Here is a 26,523-nt window from a genome sequence, read left to right on the forward strand (position 1 = left end):
CGTGTGCCTACAAATAGTCAGAGCCCGTTAACGGGTGATGGCGTGCCTTTTGTAGAATGAACCGGCGAGTTACGATCCCGTGCGAGGTTAAGCTGAAGAGGCGGAGCCGCAGCGAAAGCGAGTCTGAATAGGGCGTTTAGTACGTGGTCGTAGACCCGAAACCAGGTGATCTACCCATGTCCAGGGTGAAGTTCAGGTAACACTGAATGGAGGCCCGAACCCACGCACGTTGAAAAGTGCGGGGATGAGGTGTGGGTAGCGGAGAAATTCCAATCGAACCTGGAGATAGCTGGTTCTCCCCGAAATAGCTTTAGGGCTAGCCTTAAGTGTAAGAGTCTTGGAGGTAGAGCACTGATTGGACTAGGGGTCCTCATCGGATTACCGAATTCAGTCAAACTCCGAATGCCAATGACTTATCCTTAGGAGTCAGACTGCGAGTGATAAGATCCGTAGTCAAAAGGGAAACAGCCCAGACCGCCAGCTAAGGTCCCAAAGTGTGTATTAAGTGGAAAAGGATGTGGAGTTGCTTAGACAACTAGGATGTTGGCTTAGAAGCAGCCACCATTTAAAGAGTGCGTAATAGCTCACTAGTCGAGTGACTCTGCGCCGAAAATGTACCGGGGCTAAATACACCACCGAAGCTGCGGATTGATACCAATGGTATCAGTGGTAGGGGAGCGTTCTAAGGACAGTGAAGTCAGACCGGAAGGACTGGTGGAGTGCTTAGAAGTGAGAATGCCGGTATGAGTAGCGAAAGACGGGTGAGAATCCCGTCCACCGAATGCCTAAGGTTTCCTGAGGAAGGCTCGTCCGCTCAGGGTTAGTCAGGACCTAAGCCGAGGCCGACAGGCGTAGGCGATGGACAACAGGTTGATATTCCTGTACCACCTCTTTATCGTTTGAGCAATGGAGGGACGCAGAAGGATAGAAGAAGCGTGCGATTGGTTGTGCACGTCCAAGCAGTTAGGCTGATAAGTAGGCAAATCCGCTTATCGTGAAGGCTGAGCTGTGATGGGGAAGCTCCTTATGGAGCGAAGTCTTTGATTCCCCGCTGCCAAGAAAAGCTTCTAGCGAGATAAAAGGTGCCTGTACCGCAAACCGACACAGGTAGGCGAGGAGAGAATCCTAAGGTGTGCGAGAGAACTCTGGTTAAGGAACTCGGCAAAATGACCCCGTAACTTCGGGAGAAGGGGTGCTTTCTTAACGGAAAGCCGCAGTGAATAGGCCCAAGCGACTGTTTAGCAAAAACACAGCTCTCTGCGAAGCCGTAAGGCGAAGTATAGGGGGTGACACCTGCCCGGTGCTGGAAGGTTAAGGAGAGGGGTTAGCGTAAGCGAAGCTCTGAACTGAAGCCCCAGTAAACGGCGGCCGTAACTATAACGGTCCTAAGGTAGCGAAATTCCTTGTCGGGTAAGTTCCGACCCGCACGAAAGGTGTAACGATTTGGGCACTGTCTCAACCAGAGACTCGGTGAAATTATAGTACCTGTGAAGATGCAGGTTACCCGCGACAGGACGGAAAGACCCCGTGGAGCTTTACTGTAGCCTGATATTGAATTTTGGTACAGTTTGTACAGGATAGGCGGGAGCCATTGAAACCGGAGCGCTAGCTTCGGTGGAGGCGCTGGTGGGATACCGCCCTGACTGTATTGAAATTCTAACCTACGGGTCTTATCGACCCGGGAGACAGTGTCAGGTGGGCAGTTTGACTGGGGCGGTCGCCTCCTAAAGTGTAACGGAGGCGCCCAAAGGTTCCCTCAGAATGGTTGGAAATCATTCGTAGAGTGCAAAGGCATAAGGGAGCTTGACTGCGAGACCTACAAGTCGAGCAGGGACGAAAGTCGGGCTTAGTGATCCGGTGGTTCCGCATGGAAGGGCCATCGCTCAACGGATAAAAGCTACCCCGGGGATAACAGGCTTATCTCCCCCAAGAGTCCACATCGACGGGGAGGTTTGGCACCTCGATGTCGGCTCATCGCATCCTGGGGCTGTAGTCGGTCCCAAGGGTTGGGCTGTTCGCCCATTAAAGCGGTACGCGAGCTGGGTTCAGAACGTCGTGAGACAGTTCGGTCCCTATCCGTCGTGGGCGTAGGAAATTTGAGAGGAGCTGTCCTTAGTACGAGAGGACCGGGATGGACGCACCGCTGGTGTACCAGTTGTTCTGCCAAGGGCATAGCTGGGTAGCTATGTGCGGAAGGGATAAGTGCTGAAAGCATCTAAGCATGAAGCCCCCCTCAAGATGAGATTTCCCATAGCGTAAGCTAGTAAGATCCCTGAAAGATGATCAGGTTGATAGGTTCGAGGTGGAAGCATGGTGACATGTGGAGCTGACGAATACTAATAGATCGAGGACTTAACCATATAATATGTAGCAATGTTATCTAGTTTTGAGAGAACATAAAAAACTTGTTGACTTTTAAAGTAAATAAGTTATAATAATGATTGTCTCAAAAGAATAATGTCTGGTAATGATGGCAGAGAGGTCACACCCGTTCCCATACCGAACACGGAAGTTAAGCTCTCTAGCGCCGATGGTAGTTGGGACCTTGTCCCTGTGAGAGTAGGACGTTGCCAGGCAATATTATTCCGCAGTAGCTCAGCGGTAGAGCTATCGGCTGTTAACCGATCGGTCGTAGGTTCGATTCCTACCTGCGGAGCCATTGGAGAGCTGTCCGAGTTGGCCGAAGGAGCACGATTGGAAATCGTGTATACGTCACAAGCGTATCAAGGGTTCGAATCCCTTGCTCTCCGCCATAGGATTTATAATATTTGGCCCGTTGGTCAAGTGGTTAAGACACCGCCCTTTCACGGCGGTAACACGGGTTCGAATCCCGTACGGGTCACCACTTTGGAGGATTAGCTCAGCTGGGAGAGCACCTGCCTTACAAGCAGGGGGTCGGCGGTTCGATCCCGTCATCCTCCACCATATAAATTTTATATGAATAGTATTATCGCGGGGTGGAGCAGCACGGTAGCTCGTCGGGCTCATAACCCGAAGGTCGCAGGTTCAAATCCTGTCCCCGCAACCAAATGGTCCCGTGGTGTAGTGGTTAACATGCCTGCCTGTCACGCAGGAGATCGCCGGTTCGACCCCGGTCGGGACCGCCATTTTAATAAGGCTCGGTAGCTCAGTCGGTAGAGCAGAGGACTGAAAATCCTCGTGTCGGCGGTTCGATTCCGTCCCGAGCCACCATTTATTTTAATAAAATACGCCGGCTTAGCTCAATTGGTAGAGCAACTGACTTGTAATCAGTAGGTTGGGGGTTCAAGTCCTCTAGCCGGCACCATGTAAGTTTCGGAGGGGTAGCGAAGTGGCTAAACGCGGCGGACTGTAAATCCGCTCCTTCGGGTTCGGCAGTTCGAATCTGCCCCCCTCCACCATTTACATAGGGGCATAGTTTAAAGGTAGAACTGAGGTCTCCAAAACCTCCAGTGTGGGTTCGATTCCTACTGCCCCTGCCAAATATATTTACACAACATGGCGGTTGTGGCGAAGTGGTTAACGCACCGGATTGTGGCTCCGGCATTCGTGGGTTCGATTCCCATCAGTCGCCCCATTTTTATTTTAAAAATTACAAATAATCTAATGGATACTTACATATAATTAAGTAAGAATTCGATGGGCTATAGCCAAGCGGTAAGGCAACGGACTTTGACTCCGTCATGCGCTGGTTCGAATCCAGCTAGCCCAGCCATTTTTGCGGAAGTAGTTCAGTGGTAGAATACAACCTTGCCAAGGTTGGGGTCGCGGGTTCGAATCCCGTCTTCCGCTCCAATAAAACTTTATATGGCGGCATAGCCAAGTGGTAAGGCAGAGGTCTGCAAAACCTTTATCACCGGTTCAAATCCGGTTGCCGCCTTTTCTTTTGTGCCGATGTGGCGGAATTGGCAGACGCGCACGACTCAAAATCGTGTTCCTTCGGGAGTGTCGGTTCGACCCCGACCATCGGTATCATGAACGGCGTAATAAAAGACTCTACACCAAATGTGTAGAGTCTTTTTATGTTTTCATCATACTATAAAATAAGCAAAAATGGTGTGTTGGTGAAATGGTTATAAATGATTAAGGTAAACTTATTCATTTAGTACATGCGATACAGTTGGGGAAAGCTACAAAACAATAAAGGGATAAATTTTTATCCCTTTATATAATTTCATTATTTTATAGAGAATTTCTCCAACCTGGTGACATGAAGTTAAATCCGACGCCACCAGTAGATATTAGTACATGATCAGCTGTTAATTTCGTAATTTCTAAGAACTTCTTTTCAAACTCTTCTCTGTTGTATTTGTACATAGTTGAGTGGCATGACCACATGTGCGTTGAAGTACTCAACCAGTCTCCTAATTCCTTTAATTCAGGAAACGACTCAAATCGAATTGGTTCATCTAATTTCATGAATCTCACTTGATAGATAGTTGGGTTTAACTTCTCTCCTATTCCTTTAAAAGCATGTGATTTTTTGTCTTTTGAATGTGTCATAATTCACCTTCTATCTTTCCTTCAAATTTTTTCCTATTTTTATTATACAACAATAGAAAACAATTATGGGAATAATATGGAAATCTTTATTGGCAATATAAAAAGACTGTAACAGAAATGTTAGAGTCTTTTTGTTAAATTATACTATGTGCTTCTAAAATTCGTAATAAACGTAGGAATTCATGTATAATATAACTTGTCGAAAGAACAAAATGATAGTGATTTATATTATGTCTGTAATATGAATCAAAAATGAACTTTTTATATTTCTTTTAAAAATGTGTTGAACACACATTATATTTCATATTAATATTTTTATGTAGATTTAAAACGGGAAAGAGAGTGGAAAGTATGGGCCGTAAATGGAACAATATTAAAGACAAAAAAGCATCAAAAGATGCAAATACAAGCCGTATATACGCGAAATTTGGGCGTGAAATTTATGTGGCAGCAAAACAAGGCGAGCCAGATCCAGAATCAAACCAAGCACTAAGAGTTGTATTAGAGCGTGCGAAAACATACAATGTTCCAAGAACAATTATTGATCGTGCAGTTGAAAAAGCAAAAGGCGGTTCAGAAGAAAATTATGACGAGCTTCGTTATGAAGGATTCGGACCAAATGGAGCTATGGTTATTGTAGATACACTTACAAATAACGTAAACCGTACTGCAGCAGATGTACGAGCTGCATTTAGCAAAAACAGTGGTAATATGGGTGTGAACGGTTCTGTAGCTTACATGTTTGATGCGACAGCTGTTATCGGCCTTGAAGGTAAAACATCAGATGAAGTTCTTGAAATTTTAATGGAAGCAGATGTAGATGCACGTGACATTCTAGAAGAAGAAGATTCTGTTATCGTGTATGCTGAACCAGATCAATTTCATGCAGTACAATCTGCACTTAAAGGTGCTGGCGTTGAGGAGTTTACAGTTGCAGAATTAACAATGCTTGCACAAAGTGATGTAACACTTCCTGAAGATGCTCAAGCACAATTTGAGAAAATGGTTGATGCATTAGAAGATTTAGAAGATGTTCAACAAGTTTATCACAACGTAGACTTAGGAGAGTAATACGATAGATGACCCTTTTCGCTTAGCGGATAGGGTCTTTTTTATGAAGTTAATTAAGGTGATGAAGTATTAAAGGTATTTTGTTGTAGGTAGGGAATATGATTATAGGGATATATAAAATATTCATTATCTCTAGGAGGCTTAATATGGAACATAAGACACCAAAGCATATCGTTGCTGTAGCAGGTTATTTAACAAATGAAAAAAATGAAGTGTTATTAACAAAAGTGCACTGGCGAGCTGATACGTGGGAGTTGCCAGGAGGACAGGTAGAAGAAGGCGAAGCGCTCGATCAAGCTGTCTGTAGGGAAATAAAAGAGGAAACAGGGTTAACGGTGAAGCCTATCGGAATTACAGGCGTTTATTATAATACTTCTATGCATATTCTAGCTGTTGTTTTTAAAGTAGCATATATAAGTGGTGAAATAAAAATTCAACCTGAAGAAATACAAGAGGCTAAATTTGTTGATTTAAATGAAGAGAACATAGATGAGTATATAACGCGTCCTCATATGAAATCTAGAACGCTTGATGCAATGAGAGCAACACATTTTATTCCGTATGAAACGTGGGAAGTACAGCCGTATAATTTAATAGGAAGATTGTAAAGAAAAGAGTAGCCGATTTGAGATACATTCGAATCACTACTCTTTTTTTGTATACTGTTTAAGAAAAAGGTCAAAATAATAATAGCACTAGTATTGATTTTGGGAACGTTTGTTCTGTATAATAAATCTATATGTTATATACATTTAGATTACTAGATAGTCAAAAGTATATATATTTGTAGATGATATAATTAAAGTGTAAAGTGAAAATATAATAGTCTTAAGGGTTTCTCTTTTATTGGTTATTCGTACTTTAACATAACCTATATTCAATATTTCAGATGAATAGTAGATAAAAAAAGACTGTGATACAATACTTTTTTATCCAACTATTTGCTGGGCAGTAAGCTTGATTAATGAGGGCCGATTAAAGTTTCACTTTATACCTTACAATGATGTAAGGTACGTGTAAGAGAAATCGATGGGATATTTTTTTACAACAATGTATTCTTAAAGTAAGAGTTATATGCTGTGTGGAAAAGAGGTGTTCAAGATGAAAGAACGAGTATTATCTAGGGTGAACTATCATCAAAAAGTTGCATTAAATCCAATGACTAAACTTTTTTATAAAGCCATTATATTATTATTATTGTTAAGTTGTACGTTATTATTCATTGGAAATGTAATGATTGAGAAAAGTGATATTAGTAAATTACATGTACCGGCTAAGTTAGAGGTGCCAGAATCATTAACACATGCATTTATTGCGACAGAAGATAAAAGATTTTATCATCATAACGGTTTAGATTATATAGCAATTATTAGGGCCTCTGTTGAGAATATAAAGGCTGGTGGTGTCGTGCAAGGAGGAAGCACAATTACACAGCAGCTATCTAAAAATGCCTTTTTAACGAATGAACGTACATTTTCTCGGAAGTGGAAAGAGATTTTTTATACGAAAAAAATTGAACGCACATTTACGAAGGATGAAATATTAAAATTATATGTAAGTAATATTTATTATGGAGAAGGAGCATGGGGAATTGAAAAAGCAGCAAACCTTTACTTCGGTAAAAAGGTGAACCAATTAACGTTGGCTGAAAGTGCAATGATGGCTGCTGTAGTAAAAGCACCTGCTTATTACTCACCTGCCCAAAATTATGATAAAGCAGTAGAGAGACGTAATGTCGTTTTGAGACTAATGGAGAAAGAAGGCTATATAAGCCATGATGAGTATGTTCAAGCAGTTAGTGAGAAATTGGTAATTCGTCATGATATAAAAATAGAGCAGTCGATGTTAAATAGCGCGCGTAAAAAAGCAGTAAGTTAAGAGAAGTTCCTACAGAGGAGCTTCTTTTTTTGAATAAATTGTGACAAATTGTGACACAATATCGTCACAATTATTGTGTTTTTGTAATTTATGTGAGCGTGTTCATTGCGTGACGTATATAAGTGTTGATATTATGTGTATTGTGTACAATGCTGTATACAGAATATGAATTTAAAGAGGAATGTATATGAAATCAAATAAACTCATGGCTCTTGGTATAGTTTTTTCTATCGCAGTATTGATTGTAATTGGAACAATTGCGTATAGCATCATAAATGACAAAAAAGATAAAGGGAATGAGATGTTTGCTTATTCTACGCAACAATCTTTAGGGAAAGATGATGCTCCAGTTAAGGTAGTTGAATTTGGAGACTTTAAATGTCCTGCTTGTCGTACTTGGGATGTAACAGTATTACCTCGATTAAAAGAAGAGTATATTGATAAAGGCAAAGTGCAGTTATACTTTATTAACTTCCCATTTATCGGAAAAGACTCAGATTTAGGTGCAGCAGCTGGTGAAGCAATTTATAAACAAGATAAAGATTCATTCTGGATTTTCTATGATGAGATTTATCAAAATCAAAAGAAAGATACGGAAGAATGGATTACAGAAGATTTGCTTCTTAGCATTGTGAAAGAGAAACTTCCAAAAGTTGATGTAGAGCAATTTAAGAAAGATTTACACAGTAAAGACATTAAAGAAAAAGTAAGTAAAGATTCAGATCGTGCTCAAAAATTAAAAGTTCAAGGTGCTCCTTCTGTATATGTAAACGGAAATCTTGCAAATCCTGATTTTGATAGTATGAAGAAGGCAATTGATAAAGAATTGAAAAAGTGATGAGGTCTCTCATCACTTTTTCGACTTTTTTCGATAAAATTCTTGCCTCTACTTTTTTTACATGCTATACTATTTTACATAAGTTATTCTAATATCTTATATGTAATTCATATTTGCGGGTGTAGTTTAGTGGTAAAACAAGAGCCTTCCAAGCTCTGGTCGAGAGTTCGATTCTCTTCACCCGCTCCAAATTTTATTAAAAGTTTTTCTATAAATTGTGATCAACGCAGTGTTTCGTTTCCGAGATAAACGAGGCATTGCGTTTTTTAATGTTTGAAAAATATAATTACATGCGAAAATAGAAGTAAATGATAGTATTCCAAACGTGAATTACTAACCAATAGAGTGGTTACATAAGGGGTGGATTCATCTGAGGAGGCGATTAAGAGTGGATTTTGAACAATTAAAGCAAGATGTAATTGCGTATAGTAAAACAATTGGCATAGATAAAATAGGCTTTGCGAGCGCTTCTCCTTTTGAGGAATTAAAGCAGCGCTTAATCCAGCAACAACAATTAAATTATCAATCTGGATTTGAAGAGCCTGATATAGAGAAGAGAACGAATCCGCAACTGTTATTACCGGGTGCTAAATCAATTATTGCGATTGCTTTAGCATATCCTTCAAAATTAAAAAATGCACCATTAAGTAAGCGTGGAGAACGCCGTGGGATTTTTTGTCGTGCTTCTTGGGGACAAGATTATCATCTTGTTTTACGAGATCGTTTGCAAAAATTAGAGGCATATTTAATTGAAAAACTTCCCGATATAGAAGTGAAGTCCATGGTTGATACAGGTGAATTAAGTGATCGAGCTGTATCAGAGCGTGCTGGTATTGGATGGAGCGGTAAAAACTGCTCTATTATTACACCTGAATTTGGTTCGTACGTATACTTAGGGGAAATGATTACAAATGTTCCATTCCCGCCAGATAAGCCGATAGAAGATCAATGCGGAGGCTGTACGAAATGTATCGATATTTGCCCTACCGGTGCTTTAATACAGGGGGGACAGTTAGATTCGAAGAAGTGCATTGCGTTTTTAACACAAACGAAAGGATTCCTACCTGAAGAATATCGCGATAAAATAGGAAATCGCATATATGGATGTGATACGTGTCAGACTGTTTGTCCGAAAAACAAAGGAATGGATTTTCATAATCATCCTGAGATGGAGCCGGATCCTGAGCTAGTTAAACCATTATTAACGCCACTTTTAACAATTAGTAATCGTGATTTTAAAGAGAAATATGGGATTATGTCAGGGTCATGGAGAGGGAAAAAACCACTGCAAAGAAATGCGATTTTAGCATTAGCACATTTTAAAGAAGCATCGGCAATTCCAGATTTAATTGGTGTTATGAAAGATGACCCAAGACCGGTACTACGCGGAACGGCAGCATGGGCACTTGGGAAAATTGGCGGAGATGGAGTAGGCGAAGCGATTGAGAAAGCGATGGAACGTGAGAAAGATGAAGAAGTGCTTCATGAAATGAATCGCGGGCTTGAATTGTTAGCACAGAAAAAAGAGTAGATAATATTTCCCTTTTTCATATTGTAATATGGGAGGGAGACAGAATGGTTGTAAAAACGAAGATTGAAAACCAAGTACAACAATTTTTAGCATATATAACGGAGAAAAGAACGAATGTGGATGGTATTGCTGAGGATTTACTACAAATGGCACTGAGAAAGAAACAATTGTTTCAAAGGCGAAGTGCACATATAGTGAAAGCAACTGCGGATGTTTCTTTCATTAGACAATTAAATAGTAATGACCATCAAGAAATTGATTATCAAATACATTTTAAATATTTAATTAAGCATAAAGAATTATTTTATATTGAAGAGGAACAATTAAAACGAAGAGTTTGTTTAAATAATAGTCGAATTATAGGCGATTCTGCTATTGAAGTGTCAGAAGAAATTAGAATGGGTGAGACATTAGAAAGGGATATTACGAAAGAGAAGTACGGTTCTTATCAGTATAATCGTTTAGAGGCAGTGAAATATGCAGAGCGTTGGTGGGATGACCGGAATCCTATGTATCGTAATTTCCCTGATAATTGTACGAATTTCATTTCTCAATGTCTTCATACTGGAGAAGTACCTATGAACGGGTATCCTAATATTCGTAAAGGATGGTGGCAAAGGGAGAATCAGTGGAGTTGGAGCTGGGCTGTTGCACATTCTTTTTATTGGTATTTGTCAGGTGCTACAACAGGACTTCGAGCAGAGGCGGTAGAGAGGCCAGAAGAACTTATTCTTGGAGATGTCATTGCTTATGATTTCGAGGATGACGGAAGATGGAATCATACGACGATTGTAGTAGCAAAAGATGCAGATGGTATGCCGCTTGTAAATGCACATTCAGCGAATAGCCGTCGACGTTATTGGAACTATGAAGACTCTAGTAAATATACACCACAAATGAAATATAAATTCTTTCATATTATTAATGGGTAGAGATTTTTCGCTCAAGTGGTATAATACGTAGTAGACAAAAAACAGAGGTGAATATCGCGTGGGAGTACATGTTGTTTTATATCAGCCAGAAATTCCAGCAAATACAGGGAATATTGCTCGTACTTGTGCAGCAACTGGAACAGAATTACATTTGATTAGACCGCTTGGATTTTCAACGGATGATAAAATGTTAAAGCGTGCAGGATTAGATTATTGGCAGCACGTAAAAATTACGTATTATGATTCAATTGAAGAATTTTATGAAAAAAATAAAGACGGTGAATTCTTCTATTTAACAAAGTATGGCGAGAAAGCTCATACAGCGTTTGACTATAGCAAGCGTGAGAAGGATTACTATTTTGTATTTGGAAGAGAAACAAACGGCTTACCAGCTAATGTAATCGAAGAAAACTTTGATCATTGTTTACGTATTCCAATGACAGATAAAGTACGTTCATTAAATTTATCTAATACAGCAGCAATTTTAATTTATGAAGCGTTCCGTCAACAAAATTACCCTGGATTAGATTTAGAAATCGTTTATTAAAAGTCGCCATATGGCGACTTTTTTTATAAAATAAAAATAATATATAATCATACATTTAAAAGAGAGGACATAATCATATAGAATGGGATATATGATTAAAAATAGATAAGACGGGTTGAGATAAATATGAAGGAAGAATATAGTAATCAAAATACCTTTTTAAGTATGATAGATATGGATTTAATTAGACAAGGATTATTACATGCTATTCAAGATTTAGTATTCATATTGAAAGTTATTGATAATGAAACGTTTCAATATATGTATGTGAATAAAATAGGAATGGATTATGCTAGGTTAAGCGAAGAGTGCTATGGAAAAACTTTTGCAGAAGTATTACCAAAAGATATAGCGGGGATATTGCAAAGGCAATATGCAAAAGTAGTGAGAGAAGCGAAAGCACACACCTTTTGTGATGTAGTCAATTTACCAAAAGGTGAGATACATTATGAATCTTCACTTAATCCTGTCTGCGACGAAGAAGGAATATGTCAATTTGTTATTTGCATTACAAGAGATATTACAGCTCAAATTGAGGAGAAGACAAAGATAGAGGAAAAACAAATGTTATTTAAGTCGTTACTGGAATATAATAATGACTCAATTATATCTATAGATTCTATAGGGAGAGTTACATATGCAAATCCGGCAACGTATGAAATATTTGGATACCGGTATGAGGAATTAAATAATAAATTTATTTTTGAATTCATTAATAAAGAATATGAAAAAGATTTTCAAATTATATTTAAGGGATCGATGCAAGGAAAAGCAAAACAAATTGTTTCAAAGAAATATGTTCATAAAGAAGGGTACGAGCTATATATTTCTTTGAGAACTATCCCGATTATTGTGAACGGTGAAATTGTTGGGATTTATATTGTTACGAGAGATGTTACAAGGCAAGTATTAAACGAAATGCGAACAGAATATTTAGCTTACTATGACCAGTTAACGGGATTAATGAATAGAATTTCATGTACAAATAAGTTAAATACTTTTTTAAATGAGAGTGTAAATTTTGCGCTTGTATTTATAGATTTAGATGAGTTTCATCGTATTAATGATACATTTGGTCATAAAGAGGGAGATAAAGTATTACAAAAAGTTACAGAATGTTTAAGCAATCTAAAAATAGAAGGTATGCACTTATTTAGAGAACACGATGATCAATTTGTTATGTTGATAGAAAATATAAAGAAAGAATATGTAGAGGAAGTTGCAAAAAGCATACTGAAAAATATTAGTGAATATTTTGTAATCGAAGAAGAAGATGTATATTTAAGTGCATCAATTGGAATTGTAATGGCTCCAGCAGATGGAGAAGATGAAAAAATACTATTTCAGAGGGTCGATGCTGCTTTAGAAAAAGCAAAAGAAAAAGGAAAAGGACATTATCATTTTTATTGTAGTGGATTAGACTGTGAGCGTGAACAAAGGTTTATAATAGAAAACCAGTTACATCGTGCTATAGAAAAAAATGAATTTTTCTTATATTATCAGCCACAAATTAATATTGAAACGAAAAAAATAGCTAGTATGGAAGCTTTAATAAGGTGGGAGAATAAGGAATTAGGATTTGTTTCTCCAAACCAATTTATTCCGTTGGCAGAAAGAACAGGATTTATTATTAAGCTCGATGAATGGGTAGTAAATCAAGTGTGTCAGCAACTGCGCGAATGGTTAAATAAAGGATATGAAGTGGTCCCAATTGCGGTTAATATTTCAGCTAGACACTTTCGTTCTATTACATTAATAGAGATGATTACACGGGCTTTAAATAAGTACAATGTATCAGCTCATTTATTAGCGATAGAGGTTACAGAAGGAGCTCTTATACATAAAGATATATCAAAGAGAGTGTTACTACAATTAAAAGAACAAAATTTAAAGATTCATTTAGATGATTTTGGAACAGGCTATTCATCTTTAAGTTATTTAAAAACATATCCAATTGATACTTTAAAAATTAATCGTTCTTTTATGGAAGGTATACATATAGATGAACGTGATACGAATATTACAGCTGCAATTATTCATTTAGCTCATACTTTAGAATTGAATATAATTGCAGAAGGAGTAGAAAAAAAGGAGCAAATACAGTTTTTGAAAGAAAAGAATGTGAAGCTTGTACAAGGTTATTATTATAGCCGACCACTATCCAAATATGATATGGAAAATATGTATTATAAATAAAAAAATGATGTGCTAAAAGCACATCATTTTTTATGTGTACCTGGTTTGTCATTGTAACCGGATGTAAAAATAGCTGTAAGAAATGTGAGTGATACACCTAAAATTAATAATAATTTCATACTAATATCCTCCTTACTGTTTTCGGTTTATGAGTTTTATTTATTATCCAAAATGTATGTAAGGTTCTTAGAAGAAAAGAATTTATTTATAATGAATAGCAGTGTAAAAATGTTAATACCTATATTATACAGAATTTTCTTTGAATTTTGGAGAGAATTTTAGCGTGCTATTATATATTTCGTTTTGATTTAAAGAATGTTTAAGGACATCCTAGCATACCTTTTATAATAATCCGATTGAACAAGGAGATGGGGGAGGAGCTATAATGGATATTCTAAAAAAGATTGAACAGCATCGAGCAGCAGAAGAACGTTTACAATGGGAAGGTACGTTTGCGGAGTATTTGGAGCTTGTGAAAGAAAGACCATGGGTGGCTCAAACAGCACACTCTCGCATTTACAATATGATAAAAGACGCTGGAATTGAAGAAGTTGATGGTAGAAGAAAGTATAACTTCTTTAGTAATCAGCTCTTTGGATTAGAGGATGCTCTAGAACGTCTTGTAGAGGAATATTTTCATCCATCTGCAAAACGATTAGATGTTAGAAAAAGAATTTTATTATTAATGGGTCCTGTTAGTGGAGGGAAATCAACGTTAGTTACAATGTTGAAACGAGGATTAGAAACATATTCAAGAACAGATCGCGGAGCAATTTTTGCAATTAAAGGATGCCCAATGCACGAGGATCCACTGCATTTAATTCCACATCATTTACGAGATGATTTCTTTGATGAGTATGGGGTTAGAATTGAAGGGAATTTATCACCACTAAATGTCATGCGTTTAGAGCAAGAATACGGATCAAGAATTGAGGATGTAGTTGTAGAGCGTATTTTCTTCTCTGAAGATCGCCGTACAGGGATTGGTACATTTAGCCCGTCTGATCCAAAATCACAGGATATTGCAGATTTAACAGGTAGTCTGGACTTTTCTACGATTGCAGAATATGGTTCAGAATCAGATCCGCGTGCGTATCGATTTGATGGAGAATTAAATAAGGCAAACCGAGGAATGATGGAGTTCCAAGAGATGTTAAAATGCGATGAGAAGTTTTTATGGCACTTATTATCGCTTACGCAAGAAGGGAATTTCAAAGCGGGAAGATTTGCGCTTATTTCAGCAGATGAATTAATTGTAGCGCATACGAATGAAACAGAGTATCGCTCATTTATAGCAAATAAGAAAAATGAAGCATTGCACTCAAGAATTATTGTAATGCCAGTTCCTTATAATTTACGAGTAAGTGAAGAAGAACATATTTATGAAAAAATGATTCGTGAAAGTGATGTATCGAATGTTCACATTGCACCACACACACTTCGCGTTGCAGCAATGTTCACTATTTTAACTCGTTTAAAAGATCCGAAGCGTCCGGATATTGATTTAATTAAAAAGATGCGTTTGTATGATGGAGAAACGGTAGAAGGTTATAATGCGATTGATGTAGAAGAATTACAACGCGAATATCAAGATGAAGGTATGAAGGGTATTGATCCTCGTTATGTCATTAACCGAATTTCGTCTACAATCATTCGAAAAGAGGTACCATCTATTAACGCGTTAGATGTACTTAGATCTTTAAAAGATGGGCTAGATCAGCATCCATCCATTAGTAATGAAGACCGTGAACGTTACATGAACTTCATCTCATTAGCGAGAAAAGAATACGATGAAATCGCGAAGAAAGAAGTACAAAAAGCGTTTGTTTATTCATATGAAGAATCAGCTAAGACGCTTATGGATAATTACTTAGATAACGTTGAGGCGTACTGCAATAAATCGAAATTACGTGATCCGTTAACAGGAGAAGAAATGAGTCCAGATGAAAAATTAATGCGCTCAATTGAAGAGCAAATTGGAATTTCAGAAAATGCTAAGAAAGCGTTCCGTGAAGAGATTTTAATTCGCATTTCTGCTTATGCCCGTAAAGGAAAACGCTTTGATTATAATTCACATGAACGTCTTCGTGAAGCGATTCAGAAAAAACTATTTGCTGATTTAAAAGATATAGTGAAAATTACAACATCAACGAAAACGCCGGACGAAAATCAGCTTAAGAAAATCAATGATGTTGTTGCGCGTTTAATTGATGAGCATGGTTATAATTCTTCTTCAGCAAATGAATTACTACGCTATGTAGGTAGCTTGTTAAACAGATAGTTTGATAACAAAACGCTGTCTCTTGTATTTTGCGGGACAGCGTTTTATTATCCGTTCATATGTGTATAAAGTGTCATACCTTGTCCAAATGTAATAAATTAAGATGCAATTTTATGAATTTATTGTCAATTATTTTTACAATATGCATATGATAGAGTAACCAACCATTCATACGAAAAAAGCCAACACAATACAATATGTTGCAAAGTAAAAATGTGTGCAACAATGCATTGTGTTTCTTTCTTATCAGTGGCTGAATATTTCTTTCTATTTATGTGAGTGGCAAAATTTTGTTTAGGATGCTCGGGGTATTGTATGAAAAACGTTATAAATGTTTATGGGATGATTTTCTGTGGGCAGTTACCTTTCAAATATTCTAGCTTGCATATTACAGAACAAAATTTATAGATTGCTGTTCATACAGGAAGACAATTACAGTAAGGAGGGAAAGGAATGGGCGAAGAAAATCAACCAAATTATACGATTTCACAGGAAAACTGGTCCCTCCATCGCAAAGGATATGACGACCAACAGCGCCATCAAGAAAAAGTACAAGAGGCAATTAAGAATAATTTACCCGATCTTGTAACAGAAGAAAGTATAGTTATGTCTAATGGCAAGGATGTTGTAAAAATACCAATTCGTTCTCTAGATGAATATAAGATTAGATACAATTATGATAAAAATAAACATGTTGGGCAAGGAAACGGTGACAGCAAAGTTGGTGATGTCGTTGCGAGAGATGGATCAGGTGGTCAAAAACAAAAAGGGCCAGGAAAAGGGCAAGGAGCAGGAGATGCAGCTGGGGAAGATTACTATGAAGCTGAAGTCTCTATTTTAGAATTAGAGCAAGCGTTTTTCAGAGAGTTAGAACTGCCTAATTTAAAGAGAAAAGAAATGGATGAAAACCGGATTGAACATGTTGAATTTAATGACATTAGAAAAACAGGATTATGGGGAAATATCGATAAGAAAAGAACAATGATATCCGCATATAAACGAAATGCGATGGGTGGTAAAGCATCTTTTCATCCGATTCATCAAGAAGACTTAAAGTTCCGCACTTGGAATGAAGTGTTAAAGCCAGATTCAAAAGCTGTTGTATTAGCGATGATGGATACGAGTGGATCGATGGGAATATGGGAGAAATATATGGCACGTAGCTTCTTTTTCTGGATGACAAGATTTTTACGCACAAAGTATGAAACAGTTGATATTGAATTTATTGCTCATCATACAGAAGCGAAAGTCGTTACAGAAGAAGAATTTTTCTCAAAAGGAGAAAGTGGCGGAACAATATGTTCTTCCGTATATAAAAAAGCATTAGAACTTATCGATAATAAATATTCACCTGACCGCTATAATATTTATCCATTCCATTTTTCAGATGGTGATAATTTAACATCAGATAATGCTAGATGTGTAAAACTTGTTGAAGAGCTAATGAAGAAGTGTAATATGTTTGGGTATGGGGAAGTGAATCAGTACAACCGCCACAGTACACTCATGTCAGCCTATAAAAATATTAAAGATGAAAACTTTAGATACTATATTTTAAAGCAAAAAGCAGACGTATTTCATGCGATGAAAAGCTTTTTTAGAGAAGAATCAGGTGAGAAAATGGCATAACCTCTTTTAAAGAGGTTCTTTTTTTGTAAACTTTTTATTTTTTCAGTTGACAATGATAATGAAAATCATTATCATTTATTCGAGAAATGATTACATTTTGAATTATATATTTCGGAGGAGATGTAAAGTTGAAACAAAATAAAAGAAAACGTATAAATGCAATGATTATAGCGGCGGCGTTATCACTTCCGTTTGCTGTGTATTCAACACCTGCTTTAGCGGCAGTAGCAATTGAGGCGAATAAAACTGGACAAGGTTTAGAAGATGGTACATATGACGCTGTTATTAAAGCGTATAAAGATAAAACGAATGAAGAGTCTATGGCAGCTGTTTATATAAAGGATCCGAAATTAACAATTGAGAATGGAAAGAAAATTGTAACAGCAACGTTAAGTGATAGTGATTTCTTTCAATACTTGAAGACAGAGGATATTCACACTCCAGGTGTGTTTCATGATGTGAAAGTAATATCAGAAGACAAAAAGAAAAATGGAACGAAAGTGATTCAGTTTGAAGTAGGGGAATTAGGAAAAAGGTATAATATGCGAATGCATATTTATATTCCAACAATGGCCTATGACAATAAGTACCAAGTACAGTTTGAAGTAAATACATTGAATTTAGATAAAGATGTTCCAGAAGCACAAAAGGAAAATAAAGAGGAGAAACAAGATGAAAACGGAAATGTAATATTAGATAAGCAATTACAAAAATATATTAATAAATACAACTTAGATAGAGATAATGTTGATGCGCCAATCACAAAGAAAGATTTATTAAAAATTAAAACGTTATCCATTTATTCTGGTAAAGGAATAAATGAAATAACTGGTTTAGAGTATATGACAAATTTAGAGAAGTTGACGTTACGAGAGTCTAATGTAAAAGACATATCAGCCATCTCGAAATTGAGAGGTTTGAAGTACGTTGATTTAACGTCTAATTCAATTGAAAGTATTCACCCAATTGAGCAGCTAGAGAATATTAATATGCTTTTTTTAAGAGATAATAAAATTTCTGATCTTACACCATTAAGTAAAATGAAAAAAATTAAAACATTAGATTTAATCGGTAATAACATTAAAGATATCCAGCCATTATTTACATTATCAACTATGAAACAATTATACTTAGCAAATAATCAAATCAGTGATCTTACGGGAATTGATCGATTAAATAATGTGGAACTATTATGGATAGGGAACAATAAAATTAATAATGTTGAATCTATTAGTAAAATGAGTAATCTTATTGAACTAGAAATTTCTGATAGTGAAATAAAAGATATATCACCATTATCTCAATTAGGAAATTTACAAGTGCTGAATTTAGAAGAGAATTATATCTCTGATGTATCGCCGCTGAGCACCTTAACAAATTTACATGAGATAAATCTTGGAGCAAATGAAATTTCTGACGTAAGGCCTGTTGAGGAATTAGGTAAGCGAATTTCAATTGACATTCAAAGACAAAAAATCTTTTTAAATGAAGCAAGTGTAGATGAAGAAATAAAAATCCCAGTATACAACCTTAAAGGAGAGCCACTTCAAAATATTAATCTACAAAGTGAGGGGGCTACTCTGAATAACGGATTTATAAAATGGAATAGTCCTGGAGAAAAAATATATGAATTTAAACTAGATACTAATTCTACTGAAAGTAAAATAAGATTTAATGGCACGGTTATACAGAATATAGTTGAAAAACAAAAAGAAAGTCAAAATGTAATTCTCGATAAAACTTTACAACAACATATTAATAAAGAGAATTTAGGTAGAGAGAATGTAAACGCTCCTATCACAAAAGAAGATTTATTACAGATTAAAAAATTAGAGATACTTAAAGAAAAAGGAAATGAGATAAAAGATATAACAGGTTTAGAATACATGACGAATTTAGAAAAACTTACTTTAGAAGGAGTAGGCCTGAAAAATATTGAGTTCATCTCAAACTTGAAACAATTGAATAATGTGAATGTATCTCATAATCAAATTGAAGATATAACACCACTATCTTCATTGGAAAATTTACAGTGGTTAAATCTTGCGGACAATCATATTAAAGATGTAACGGTTATTGGTTCCATGCTAAACTTATTTAGCTTAAATCTAGCTGGAAATGAGATTCGTGATGTAAGGCCGTTAATACAATTAGGTCAGTGGTTTACAATTGATGTTGGAAGACAAAATATCATTTTAAATGATGCAAAAATAAACGAAGAAATTCAAATTCCTGTATATGATTTAGAAGGAGAAAGTATTGAAAATATTCAATTGGTAAGTGAGGGAGGGACGTTTAATAACGGAGTAATAAAATGGAGTACCCCAGGTGAAAAGGTGTATAAATTTGATTTAGATTCTGATGAAATTAGCATAAGGTTTAACGGAACAGTTATACAGAATATAGTGGAAAAAGAAGAAGAAAAAGAGCCGGTAAAAGAAATTGAAGAAACAAAAGAAGAAGAAAAAGAGCCGGTAAAAGAAATTGAAGAAACAAAAGAAGAAGTGAAAGAGCCGGTAAAAGAAGTTGAAGAAACAAAAGAAGAAGTGAAAGAACCAACAAAAGAAGTTGAAGAAGCGAAAGAAGAAGTAAAAGAGCCAACAAAAGAAGTTGAAGAAACAAAAGAAGAAGTGAAAGAACCGGTAAAAGAAGTTGAAGAAGCGAAAGAAGAAGTAAAAGAGCCAACAAAAGAAGTTGAAGGGGTAAAAGAAGAAGTAAAAGAACCAACGAAAGAAGTTGAAGAAACAAAAGAAGAAGAAAAAGAACCGGTAAAAGAAGTTGAAGAAACAAAAGAAGAAGTGAAAGAACCGGTAAAAGAAGTAAAAGAGGAAGTAAAAGAGCCAACGAAAGAAGTTGAAGAAGCGAAAGAGGAAGTGGACGAGCCAACAACAGGAGTTGAAGGATCGAAAGCGGAGGTAAAAGAAACAGGAAAAAAAATTGAAGGTTCAAAAGACGCGGTAAATCAATCAGCAGTAGTCCAAGAACAAAACGTGAATAATCAAGTTGTGAAAGAAAATAAACCAGCTGTTAATAAGCAAGAAGAAAGTAAGAAATCATTAGGAGCAACAGGTGGACAAGAGAATACATCAACATTACTTTCAGGCATAGCGTTAGTTCTTTCAGCACTGAGTATGTTTGTATTTAGAAAGAGATTATTTAAGAAATAAAAAACGTTTTATCTTATTATAACGTAAGATGATTATATGAGTTTTTGAGAAGACATTATCATGGCGATTTCATTTTGAAATATGCTTATGGTGATGTCTTTTTTAGAAGGATATAAATGGAAAAGGTGTGAATATATTAGTGAAGGAGGAGAGGTTATGTATGTCAGTTCTATTTTGAAAATTGAAGAGGTGGCAGCATTTATTGCGAATATGAATAAAGATGCTACTCATCATGTTGGCTATTGTGGAGATGAGAAAGAGGAGTTGTTACAGACAATTATTCATGATTTTTCAGATATAGGCTGGGAACAATCTTTTGTTGCTACTTATGAGAATAATAATTTAATAGGTTTATTAGGATTTGATGTGGATGAAGTAAAGAAATGTGCAGAGATATGGGGGCCGTTTATTATCGCAGAGAATTGGGAAGAAGTTGCTTTACATATGTAGAAGGAACTTATAGAAAAGGTGCCTTTTCATATTGAGAGATTTTATGGTTTTTATCATGTGGAAAATAATAATTGTGCCCGTTTAATGAGGAATTTACATGCAAAAGAACAAGGTCGACATAGTATTCTCGTTTTAAATAATATTGTGGAGCACCGTATTATATGTAATGTAGAAGAGGCTTTACCACAAGTGTTTGAGCAGTTTATCGCTTTACACAATCATGTGTTTTCTAATACGTATTATGACGGAAACGAAATTATTGAACGTTTAAGTAATACGAATAAATTATTTGTAAGTATGAAGAATGATAAGTTAGAAGGTTATGTATATGTGGAAGTAAATCCAGAGTTTCAAAAAGCGAATATCGAATTTATTGCAACCGCTGAAAATAGTAGAAGAAAAGGTGTCGGAGAGCGGTTATTACAAAAGGCAATTCAGTATATTATTTCCTTCCAAGGAATGAAGGAGATAGAATTATGTTTGAATACGAATAATGATCGTGCGATGAAATTGTACAAGAAAGTAGGATTTGAGGAGAAGGCATGTTTACAACACTATATAATAGAGTGAAAACCCATTCGTATGAAAATTATATTTCATACGAATGGGTTTTATTAATCTACTTTTCCCTCAGTTGTTACGGATTCAGAAGTAATTTGAGGTGCTAATCGTTACATAACCTTTTTTATTTTTTGAGATACTTCTTTTGTTTGCAAATTAACATCTTCTTTTCGCAGCTCCTTAAAGAGCGAAATGACCATAAGAACGACTACGATAGAAAATGGTAGTGCTGCGATGATAGCTGCGATTTGTAGTGCATTTAATCCTCCAGCTTGTAATAAAATAGCGGCAATTATCGCGATTGTTAATCCCCATATAAGTTTTAAACTATTTTTCGGTGATAAGCTTCCGTTACTCGTTTGCATTGAAACAACAAATGTTGCTGAATCGGCAGAAGTAACGAAAAATGTGGCTACTAAAATTAACCCGATAATCGTTAAAAATGTAGAGAATGGTAGATGTGAAATAACAGCAAATAATCCAATCTCTGTACCATTTTTTGCAATTTCATCAGCTATTCCAAGCGATTGGAACATTTCCATATGAATTGCGGTACCACCAAATACTGCAAACCAAAATGTACAGATAAGGGTTGGGACTAATACAACTCCAAAAATAAATTCTTTTATTGTGCGTCCTTTAGAAATACGAGCGATGAATGTACCGACGAATGGAGACCAAGAGATCCACCATCCCCAATAGAAAATAGTCCAGTTTTCAATCCAAGCAGAAGATTTTTCATTAAATGCTCCTAAATTTAATCCCATACTAGGTAAAGCTCCAATATAAGAACCGAGTGTAGATGTGAAATATTTCATAATAAATACAGTTGGTCCTAAAAATAAGAAAGAGATGAGTAAAATACCTGCAAGAGAGAAATTCAAGTTACTCAAATATTTAATCCCACGATCTAAGCCAGTTTGTGCACTTGTTAAATATAAAACAGCGAAGGTAGCTATAAGTACGAGCTGGGTAAGTAAAGTGTTATGAATGGAAGGGAATAAATAGCTTAATCCTCCAGCAATTTGTTGAGCACCAATCCCAACAGATGGTACAATGCCAAACACTGTGGCTAAAACAGCTAAAATATCAACTGTTTTTCCGATACGAGAATTTTTCGATCGATTAAATAATGGAGTAACTGTAGCCCCGATAGTGCTACCTTTTTGTTTGCGGAATGTGAAATATGCAATTGTTAAAGCGACCATTGCGTATAGTGACCACGGAAAGAGTCCCCAGTGGAAAAATGAATATTGCATAGCGAGTTTGGCGCTTTCTTCTGTACCTGCTTTTCCTGTTAACGGATCTGTAAAATGTGAAATCGGTTCAGCGATTCCATAAAAGAGGAGTCCAATTCCCATTCCTGCCCCAAACAACATGGATAGCCAAGATGGATAATTATATTTTGGCTTTTCTCCATCTTTACCAAGACGAATAGAACCGTACTTGGAAAATGCTAAATAAGCAGCCAAAATAATCATTGTAGTCATAAGTAGAGAGTAAAACCATCCAAATTTATTGAGGATAAATGAGTTTAAAGAAGATGTAACACTTTGTAAATCGTAGCCTTGTATCCAACTTGCTGGGGTAATTCCCCATATAATGAATAATGTTGTTAGCAAGAAGGAGATATAAAATACACTGTTTTCTTTTTTTATCATAGAATCCCACCCTTATTTAATAAAGTTAACAATTATAATAATCATAACAATTAAGTTTTTAATTGTCAAAAAATTCCCTTTTTATAATGTGAAAGGATGCAATTTGTTTTAGGGAGGTAAAGAGTAATGCGTTCACGATATGTACAAATTATAGGAAGAAATAATATGAAATATTGCATTTTATATTGTTACATCCAGATTTTATGTTAAATTCTTGAATGGAATATTAAAATAGGGGGTCAGGATATGAACAAGAAATCAAAGATCAATAAAGTGATGCTTAGCATTAGTACAATGGCTTTATCGTTAGGCGCACTTCAAACTCATGCAGCAGCGGAAGAAAAAGTACCGTATAACGTGTTAAAAACGAAACCGGTTGGAATTGAAAAGTCGGTAGATGAAGTTGGACATATTTCAAAAGTTGATGAAACTTTATCATTTCAAGAACGTTTAAAAGTAGGAGATTTTTCACAGCGACCAGCATCTATTACGAAGAAAACTGCAGTAAAGCAGGTTAAAGAAAGCTATTCAATGGCTGATTTAAACAAAATGAATGACCAAGAATTAGTTGAAACGTTAGGCAGTATTAAATGGCACCAAATTACAGACTTATTCCAGTTTAATGAAGATGCAAAGGCTTTTTATAAAGATAAAGGAAAAATGCAAGTCATTATAGATGAATTAGCTCATAGAGGTAGTACATTTACGAAAGATGATTCAAAAGGAATTCAAACGTTTACTGAAGTGCTGCGTTCAGCTTTTTATCTTGCATTTTATAATAGTGAATTAAGCGACTTAAATGAAAGAAGCTTCCAGGATAAATGTTTACCTGCTTTAAAAGCAATCGCAAAAAATCCAAACTTTAAGCTTGGTACAGTTGAACAAGATACAGTCGTATCTGCATACGGTAAATTAATTAGTAATGCTTCAAGCGATGTTGAAACGGTTCAATACGCATCGAATATTTTAAAGCAATACAATGATAATTATACTACTTATGTAAATGATCGAATGAAGGGACAAGCAATATACGATATTATGCAAGGTATTGACTATGATATACAGTCGTACTTAACTGAGGCTCGTAAAGAAGCGAATGAAACGATGTGGTATGGAAAAGTAGATGGGTTTATTAATGAAATAAATCGTATTGCTCTTCTAAATGAAGTAACGTCAGAAAATAAATGGCTCGTTAATAATGGAATTTATTTTGCTAGCCGTTTAGGGAAGTTTCATAGCAATCCAAATAAAGGATTAGAGGTTGTTACACAAGCAATGCATATGTACCCGCGCTTAAGTGAACCGTATTTTGTTGCGGTAGAACAAATTACAACAAATTATAATGGTAAAGATTATAGCGGGAATACAGTAGATTTAGAGAAAATACGTAAAGAAGGAAAAGAGCAATACTTACCAAAAACGTATACATTCGACGATGGATCAATTGTGTTCAAAACAGGAGATAAAGTATCAGAAGAAAAAATTAAGAGACTATATTGGGCTGCGAAGGAAGTAAAGGCACAGTATCACCGTGTAATTGGAAATGACAAAGCGTTAGAGCCAGGAAATGCGGATGATGTATTAACGATCGTAATTTATAATAGTCCAGATGAATATCAGTTAAATAGACAATTGTATGGATATGAAACAAACAACGGTGGAATTTATATTGAAGAGACAGGTACATTCTTTACATATGAGCGTACACCAGAGCAAAGTATTTATAGTTTAGAAGAGTTATTCCGTCATGAATTTACTCATTATCTGCAAGGGAGATATGAAGTTCCTGGTTTATTTGGAAGAGGAGATATGTATCAAAATGAAAGGCTAACTTGGTTCCAAGAAGGAAATGCAGAGTTTTTCGCAGGATCTACTCGTACGAATAACGTTGTACCAAGAAAGAGTATAATTAGCGGATTATCATCTGATCCTGCAAGCCGTTATACAGCAGAGCGTACACTATTTGCTAAATACGGTTCTTGGGATTTCTATAATTACTCGTTCGCATTGCAGTCTTACTTATATACGCATCAGTTTGAAACATTTGATAAAATTCAAGATTTGATTCGTGCGAATGACGTGAAAAATTATGATGCATATCGTGAAAATCTAAGTAAAGATCCTAAGTTAAATAAAGAGTATCAAGAGTATATGCAGCAGTTAATTGATAATCAAGATACATACACTGTACCAGAAGTAGCTGATGATTATTTAGCTGAACATGAAACGAAGTCATTAGCAGCGGTGAAGAAAGAAATTAGTGATACGTTGCCTATGAAAGATACAAAAATGACAAAACATAATTCTCAATTCTTTAATACATTTACATTAGAAGGTACGTATACAGGTAGTGTCACAAAAGGTGAATCAGAAGATTGGAAAGAAATGAGTAAAAGAGTAAATGAATCTTTAGAACAATTGGCGCAAAAAGAATGGAGTGGCTACAAAACTGTTACAGCATACTTCGTCAATTATCGTGTGAATAGCTCAAATGAATTTGAATATGATGTAGTCTTCCATGGAATCGCAAAAGATGATGGAGAAAATAAAGCTCCAACGGTTAAAATAAATGGCCCTTATAGTGGTCTTGTAAAAGAGGGAATTCAATTTAAAAGTGATGGCTCAAACGATGAAGATGGAAAAATTGCTTCTTATTTATGGGAATTTGGAGATGGAAGCACAAGTGCAGAAGTGAATCCAGTACATGTATATGAAAGAGAAGGTTCTTATAAAGTATCGTTAAGAGTAAAAGATGATAAGGGAAAAGAGAGCAGAAGCGAAACAACTGTTACGATTAAAGATGGAAGTTTAACAGAATCAGAACCAAATAATCGTCCAGAGGAAGCAAATCGTATCGGGCTAAATAGTACTATAAAAGGTAGTCTTATTGGCGGGGACCACACTGATGTTTATACATTTAATGTAGCATCAGCGAAAGATATCGACATTTCTGTTTTAAATGAGTATGGAATTGGGATGACATGGGTACTTCACCATGAATCAGATATGCAAAATTATGCGGCTTACGGTCAAGCTAATGGGAATCATATAGAAGCAAAATTTAATGCAAAACCAGGTAAGTATTACTTGTATGTATATAAATATGATAATGGCGATGGAACATACGAATTGTCAGTAAAATAAGTGCTTTTCCAATGTATGTTTAACTTTACTTTTTGTGGAAAATAGTATATTATATAGATATATAATATATCGGTTATTTTCTAGGAGGAGCCTGTCACAATAGGTTTCTCCTGTTCTTTTTTAGAGGCCTGTCTTACAGGCTTTTATTTAAAAGA

Annotated in this window: 14 protein-coding genes, 16 tRNA genes, 2 rRNA genes and 1 pseudogene (1 of these 33 running past the window's edge); 31 read left to right on the top strand and 2 right to left on the bottom strand. The window is 36.0% G+C overall.

Annotation, left to right across the window (positions count from 1 at the left end; all coding sequences use genetic code 11):
- The 17 genes from GD442_RS02665 to GD442_RS02745 form a co-directional block, all read left to right on the top strand.
- A 23S ribosomal RNA gene (locus GD442_RS02665) occupies positions 1 to 2,360 on the top strand; it begins 562 nt to the left of the window's first position.
- Positions 2,361 to 2,460: 100 nt separating this feature from the next.
- Positions 2,461 to 2,576, top strand: a 5S ribosomal RNA gene (rrf, locus tag GD442_RS02670).
- 8 nt (positions 2,577 to 2,584) lie between these two features.
- Positions 2,585 to 2,659, top strand: a tRNA-Asn gene (locus tag GD442_RS02675).
- A 2-nt stretch (positions 2,660 to 2,661) separates the two neighbouring features.
- Positions 2,662 to 2,753: transfer RNA gene (locus tag GD442_RS02680), tRNA-Ser, on the top strand.
- Positions 2,754 to 2,770: 17 nt separating this feature from the next.
- Positions 2,771 to 2,845: transfer RNA gene (locus GD442_RS02685), tRNA-Glu, on the top strand.
- Between the two features lie 4 nt (positions 2,846 to 2,849).
- Positions 2,850 to 2,925: transfer RNA gene (locus GD442_RS02690), tRNA-Val, on the top strand.
- Between the two features lie 26 nt (positions 2,926 to 2,951).
- Positions 2,952 to 3,028, top strand: a tRNA-Met gene (locus GD442_RS02695).
- Between the two features lie 3 nt (positions 3,029 to 3,031).
- Positions 3,032 to 3,107 (top strand) — tRNA-Asp (locus tag GD442_RS02700).
- 9 nt (positions 3,108 to 3,116) lie between these two features.
- Positions 3,117 to 3,192: transfer RNA gene (locus tag GD442_RS02705), tRNA-Phe, on the top strand.
- 18 nt (positions 3,193 to 3,210) lie between these two features.
- Positions 3,211 to 3,286, top strand: a tRNA-Thr gene (locus GD442_RS02710).
- Between the two features lie 10 nt (positions 3,287 to 3,296).
- Positions 3,297 to 3,380: transfer RNA gene (locus GD442_RS02715), tRNA-Tyr, on the top strand.
- 7 nt (positions 3,381 to 3,387) lie between these two features.
- A tRNA-Trp gene (locus tag GD442_RS02720) sits at positions 3,388 to 3,461 on the top strand.
- Between the two features lie 19 nt (positions 3,462 to 3,480).
- A tRNA-His gene (locus GD442_RS02725) sits at positions 3,481 to 3,556 on the top strand.
- A 63-nt stretch (positions 3,557 to 3,619) separates the two neighbouring features.
- A tRNA-Gln gene (locus tag GD442_RS02730) sits at positions 3,620 to 3,694 on the top strand.
- A 5-nt stretch (positions 3,695 to 3,699) separates the two neighbouring features.
- Positions 3,700 to 3,774 (top strand) — tRNA-Gly (locus tag GD442_RS02735).
- 14 nt (positions 3,775 to 3,788) lie between these two features.
- Positions 3,789 to 3,859, top strand: a tRNA-Cys gene (locus GD442_RS02740).
- A 10-nt stretch (positions 3,860 to 3,869) separates the two neighbouring features.
- Positions 3,870 to 3,951: transfer RNA gene (locus GD442_RS02745), tRNA-Leu, on the top strand.
- A gap of 210 nt (positions 3,952 to 4,161) precedes the next feature.
- On the opposite strand, the gene GD442_RS02750 is transcribed toward GD442_RS02745, so the two are convergent.
- Entirely contained in the window at positions 4,162 to 4,482 is a 321-nt protein-coding gene (locus GD442_RS02750; RefSeq protein WP_000149743.1) for a DUF3884 family protein, read from the bottom strand.
- 351 nt (positions 4,483 to 4,833) lie between these two features.
- Between GD442_RS02750 and GD442_RS02755 the strand changes: the two genes are divergently transcribed.
- The 13 genes and pseudogenes from GD442_RS02755 to GD442_RS02815 all read left to right on the top strand — a co-directional run bounded on the left by GD442_RS02755 (position 4,834) and on the right by GD442_RS02815 (position 21,572).
- Entirely contained in the window at positions 4,834 to 5,553 is a 720-nt protein-coding gene (locus tag GD442_RS02755; protein ID WP_000532952.1) for a YebC/PmpR family DNA-binding transcriptional regulator, read from the top strand.
- A 146-nt stretch (positions 5,554 to 5,699) separates the two neighbouring features.
- The gene (locus GD442_RS02760) at positions 5,700 to 6,161 is read left to right on the top strand and encodes an NUDIX hydrolase (protein WP_000400455.1); all 462 of its coding nucleotides are present in this window, start codon (positions 5,700 to 5,702) and stop codon (positions 6,159 to 6,161) included.
- 493 nt (positions 6,162 to 6,654) lie between these two features.
- A complete protein-coding gene (locus tag GD442_RS02765; protein ID WP_000664715.1) occupies positions 6,655 to 7,431 on the top strand; it encodes a transglycosylase domain-containing protein in 777 nt (258 codons plus the stop codon).
- A 187-nt stretch (positions 7,432 to 7,618) separates the two neighbouring features.
- Positions 7,619 to 8,269, top strand: coding sequence for a DsbA family protein (locus GD442_RS02770; RefSeq protein ID WP_000841307.1), 651 nt, complete (start codon positions 7,619 to 7,621; stop codon positions 8,267 to 8,269).
- Between the two features lie 115 nt (positions 8,270 to 8,384).
- A tRNA-Gly gene (locus GD442_RS02775) sits at positions 8,385 to 8,458 on the top strand.
- A 199-nt stretch (positions 8,459 to 8,657) separates the two neighbouring features.
- Positions 8,658 to 9,800 carry a tRNA epoxyqueuosine(34) reductase QueG gene (gene queG / locus GD442_RS02780; RefSeq protein ID WP_000345215.1) on the top strand — a complete coding sequence of 381 codons (1,143 nt, stop codon included), beginning with the start codon at positions 8,658 to 8,660 and terminating at the stop codon, positions 9,798 to 9,800.
- A 44-nt stretch (positions 9,801 to 9,844) separates the two neighbouring features.
- Entirely contained in the window at positions 9,845 to 10,732 is an 888-nt protein-coding gene (locus tag GD442_RS02785) for an amidase domain-containing protein (RefSeq protein WP_000260591.1), read from the top strand.
- Between the two features lie 58 nt (positions 10,733 to 10,790).
- The gene (gene trmL / locus GD442_RS02790) at positions 10,791 to 11,279 is read left to right on the top strand and encodes a tRNA (uridine(34)/cytosine(34)/5-carboxymethylaminomethyluridine(34)-2'-O)-methyltransferase TrmL (RefSeq protein ID WP_000538147.1); all 489 of its coding nucleotides are present in this window, start codon (positions 10,791 to 10,793) and stop codon (positions 11,277 to 11,279) included.
- 126 nt (positions 11,280 to 11,405) lie between these two features.
- Positions 11,406 to 13,475: a sensor domain-containing protein gene (locus GD442_RS02795; protein ID WP_159365033.1), complete on the top strand. Its 2,070-nt coding sequence runs from the start codon at positions 11,406 to 11,408 to the stop codon at positions 13,473 to 13,475.
- 385 nt (positions 13,476 to 13,860) lie between these two features.
- The gene (locus GD442_RS02800) at positions 13,861 to 15,756 is read left to right on the top strand and encodes a PrkA family serine protein kinase (RefSeq protein WP_000353273.1); all 1,896 of its coding nucleotides are present in this window, start codon (positions 13,861 to 13,863) and stop codon (positions 15,754 to 15,756) included.
- 453 nt (positions 15,757 to 16,209) lie between these two features.
- Positions 16,210 to 17,385: a sporulation protein YhbH gene (gene yhbH, locus GD442_RS02805; RefSeq protein ID WP_000503517.1), complete on the top strand. Its 1,176-nt coding sequence runs from the start codon at positions 16,210 to 16,212 to the stop codon at positions 17,383 to 17,385.
- Between the two features lie 128 nt (positions 17,386 to 17,513).
- A complete protein-coding gene (locus GD442_RS02810; protein ID WP_086407850.1) occupies positions 17,514 to 20,552 on the top strand; it encodes a leucine-rich repeat domain-containing protein in 3,039 nt (1,012 codons plus the stop codon).
- A gap of 156 nt (positions 20,553 to 20,708) precedes the next feature.
- A pseudogene (locus GD442_RS02815) lies at positions 20,709 to 21,572 on the top strand (GNAT family N-acetyltransferase).
- Between the two features lie 101 nt (positions 21,573 to 21,673).
- Here GD442_RS02815 and opuD read toward each other — a convergent pair.
- The gene (gene opuD / locus GD442_RS02820; RefSeq protein WP_000591577.1) at positions 21,674 to 23,224 is read right to left on the bottom strand and encodes a glycine betaine transporter OpuD; all 1,551 of its coding nucleotides are present in this window, start codon (positions 23,222 to 23,224) and stop codon (positions 21,674 to 21,676) included.
- Between the two features lie 246 nt (positions 23,225 to 23,470).
- Here opuD and colA point away from each other — a divergent pair, with 246 nt between their 5' ends.
- Positions 23,471 to 26,368, top strand: a complete 2,898-nt coding sequence (colA, locus tag GD442_RS02825; protein WP_086407849.1) for a collagenase ColA — start codon at positions 23,471 to 23,473, stop codon at positions 26,366 to 26,368.
- Positions 26,369 to 26,523: the final 155 nt, after the last annotated feature.

The organism is Bacillus sp. A260 (assembly GCF_009861435.1).
Lineage (GTDB): Bacteria > Bacillota > Bacilli > Bacillales > Bacillaceae_G > Bacillus_A > Bacillus_A cereus.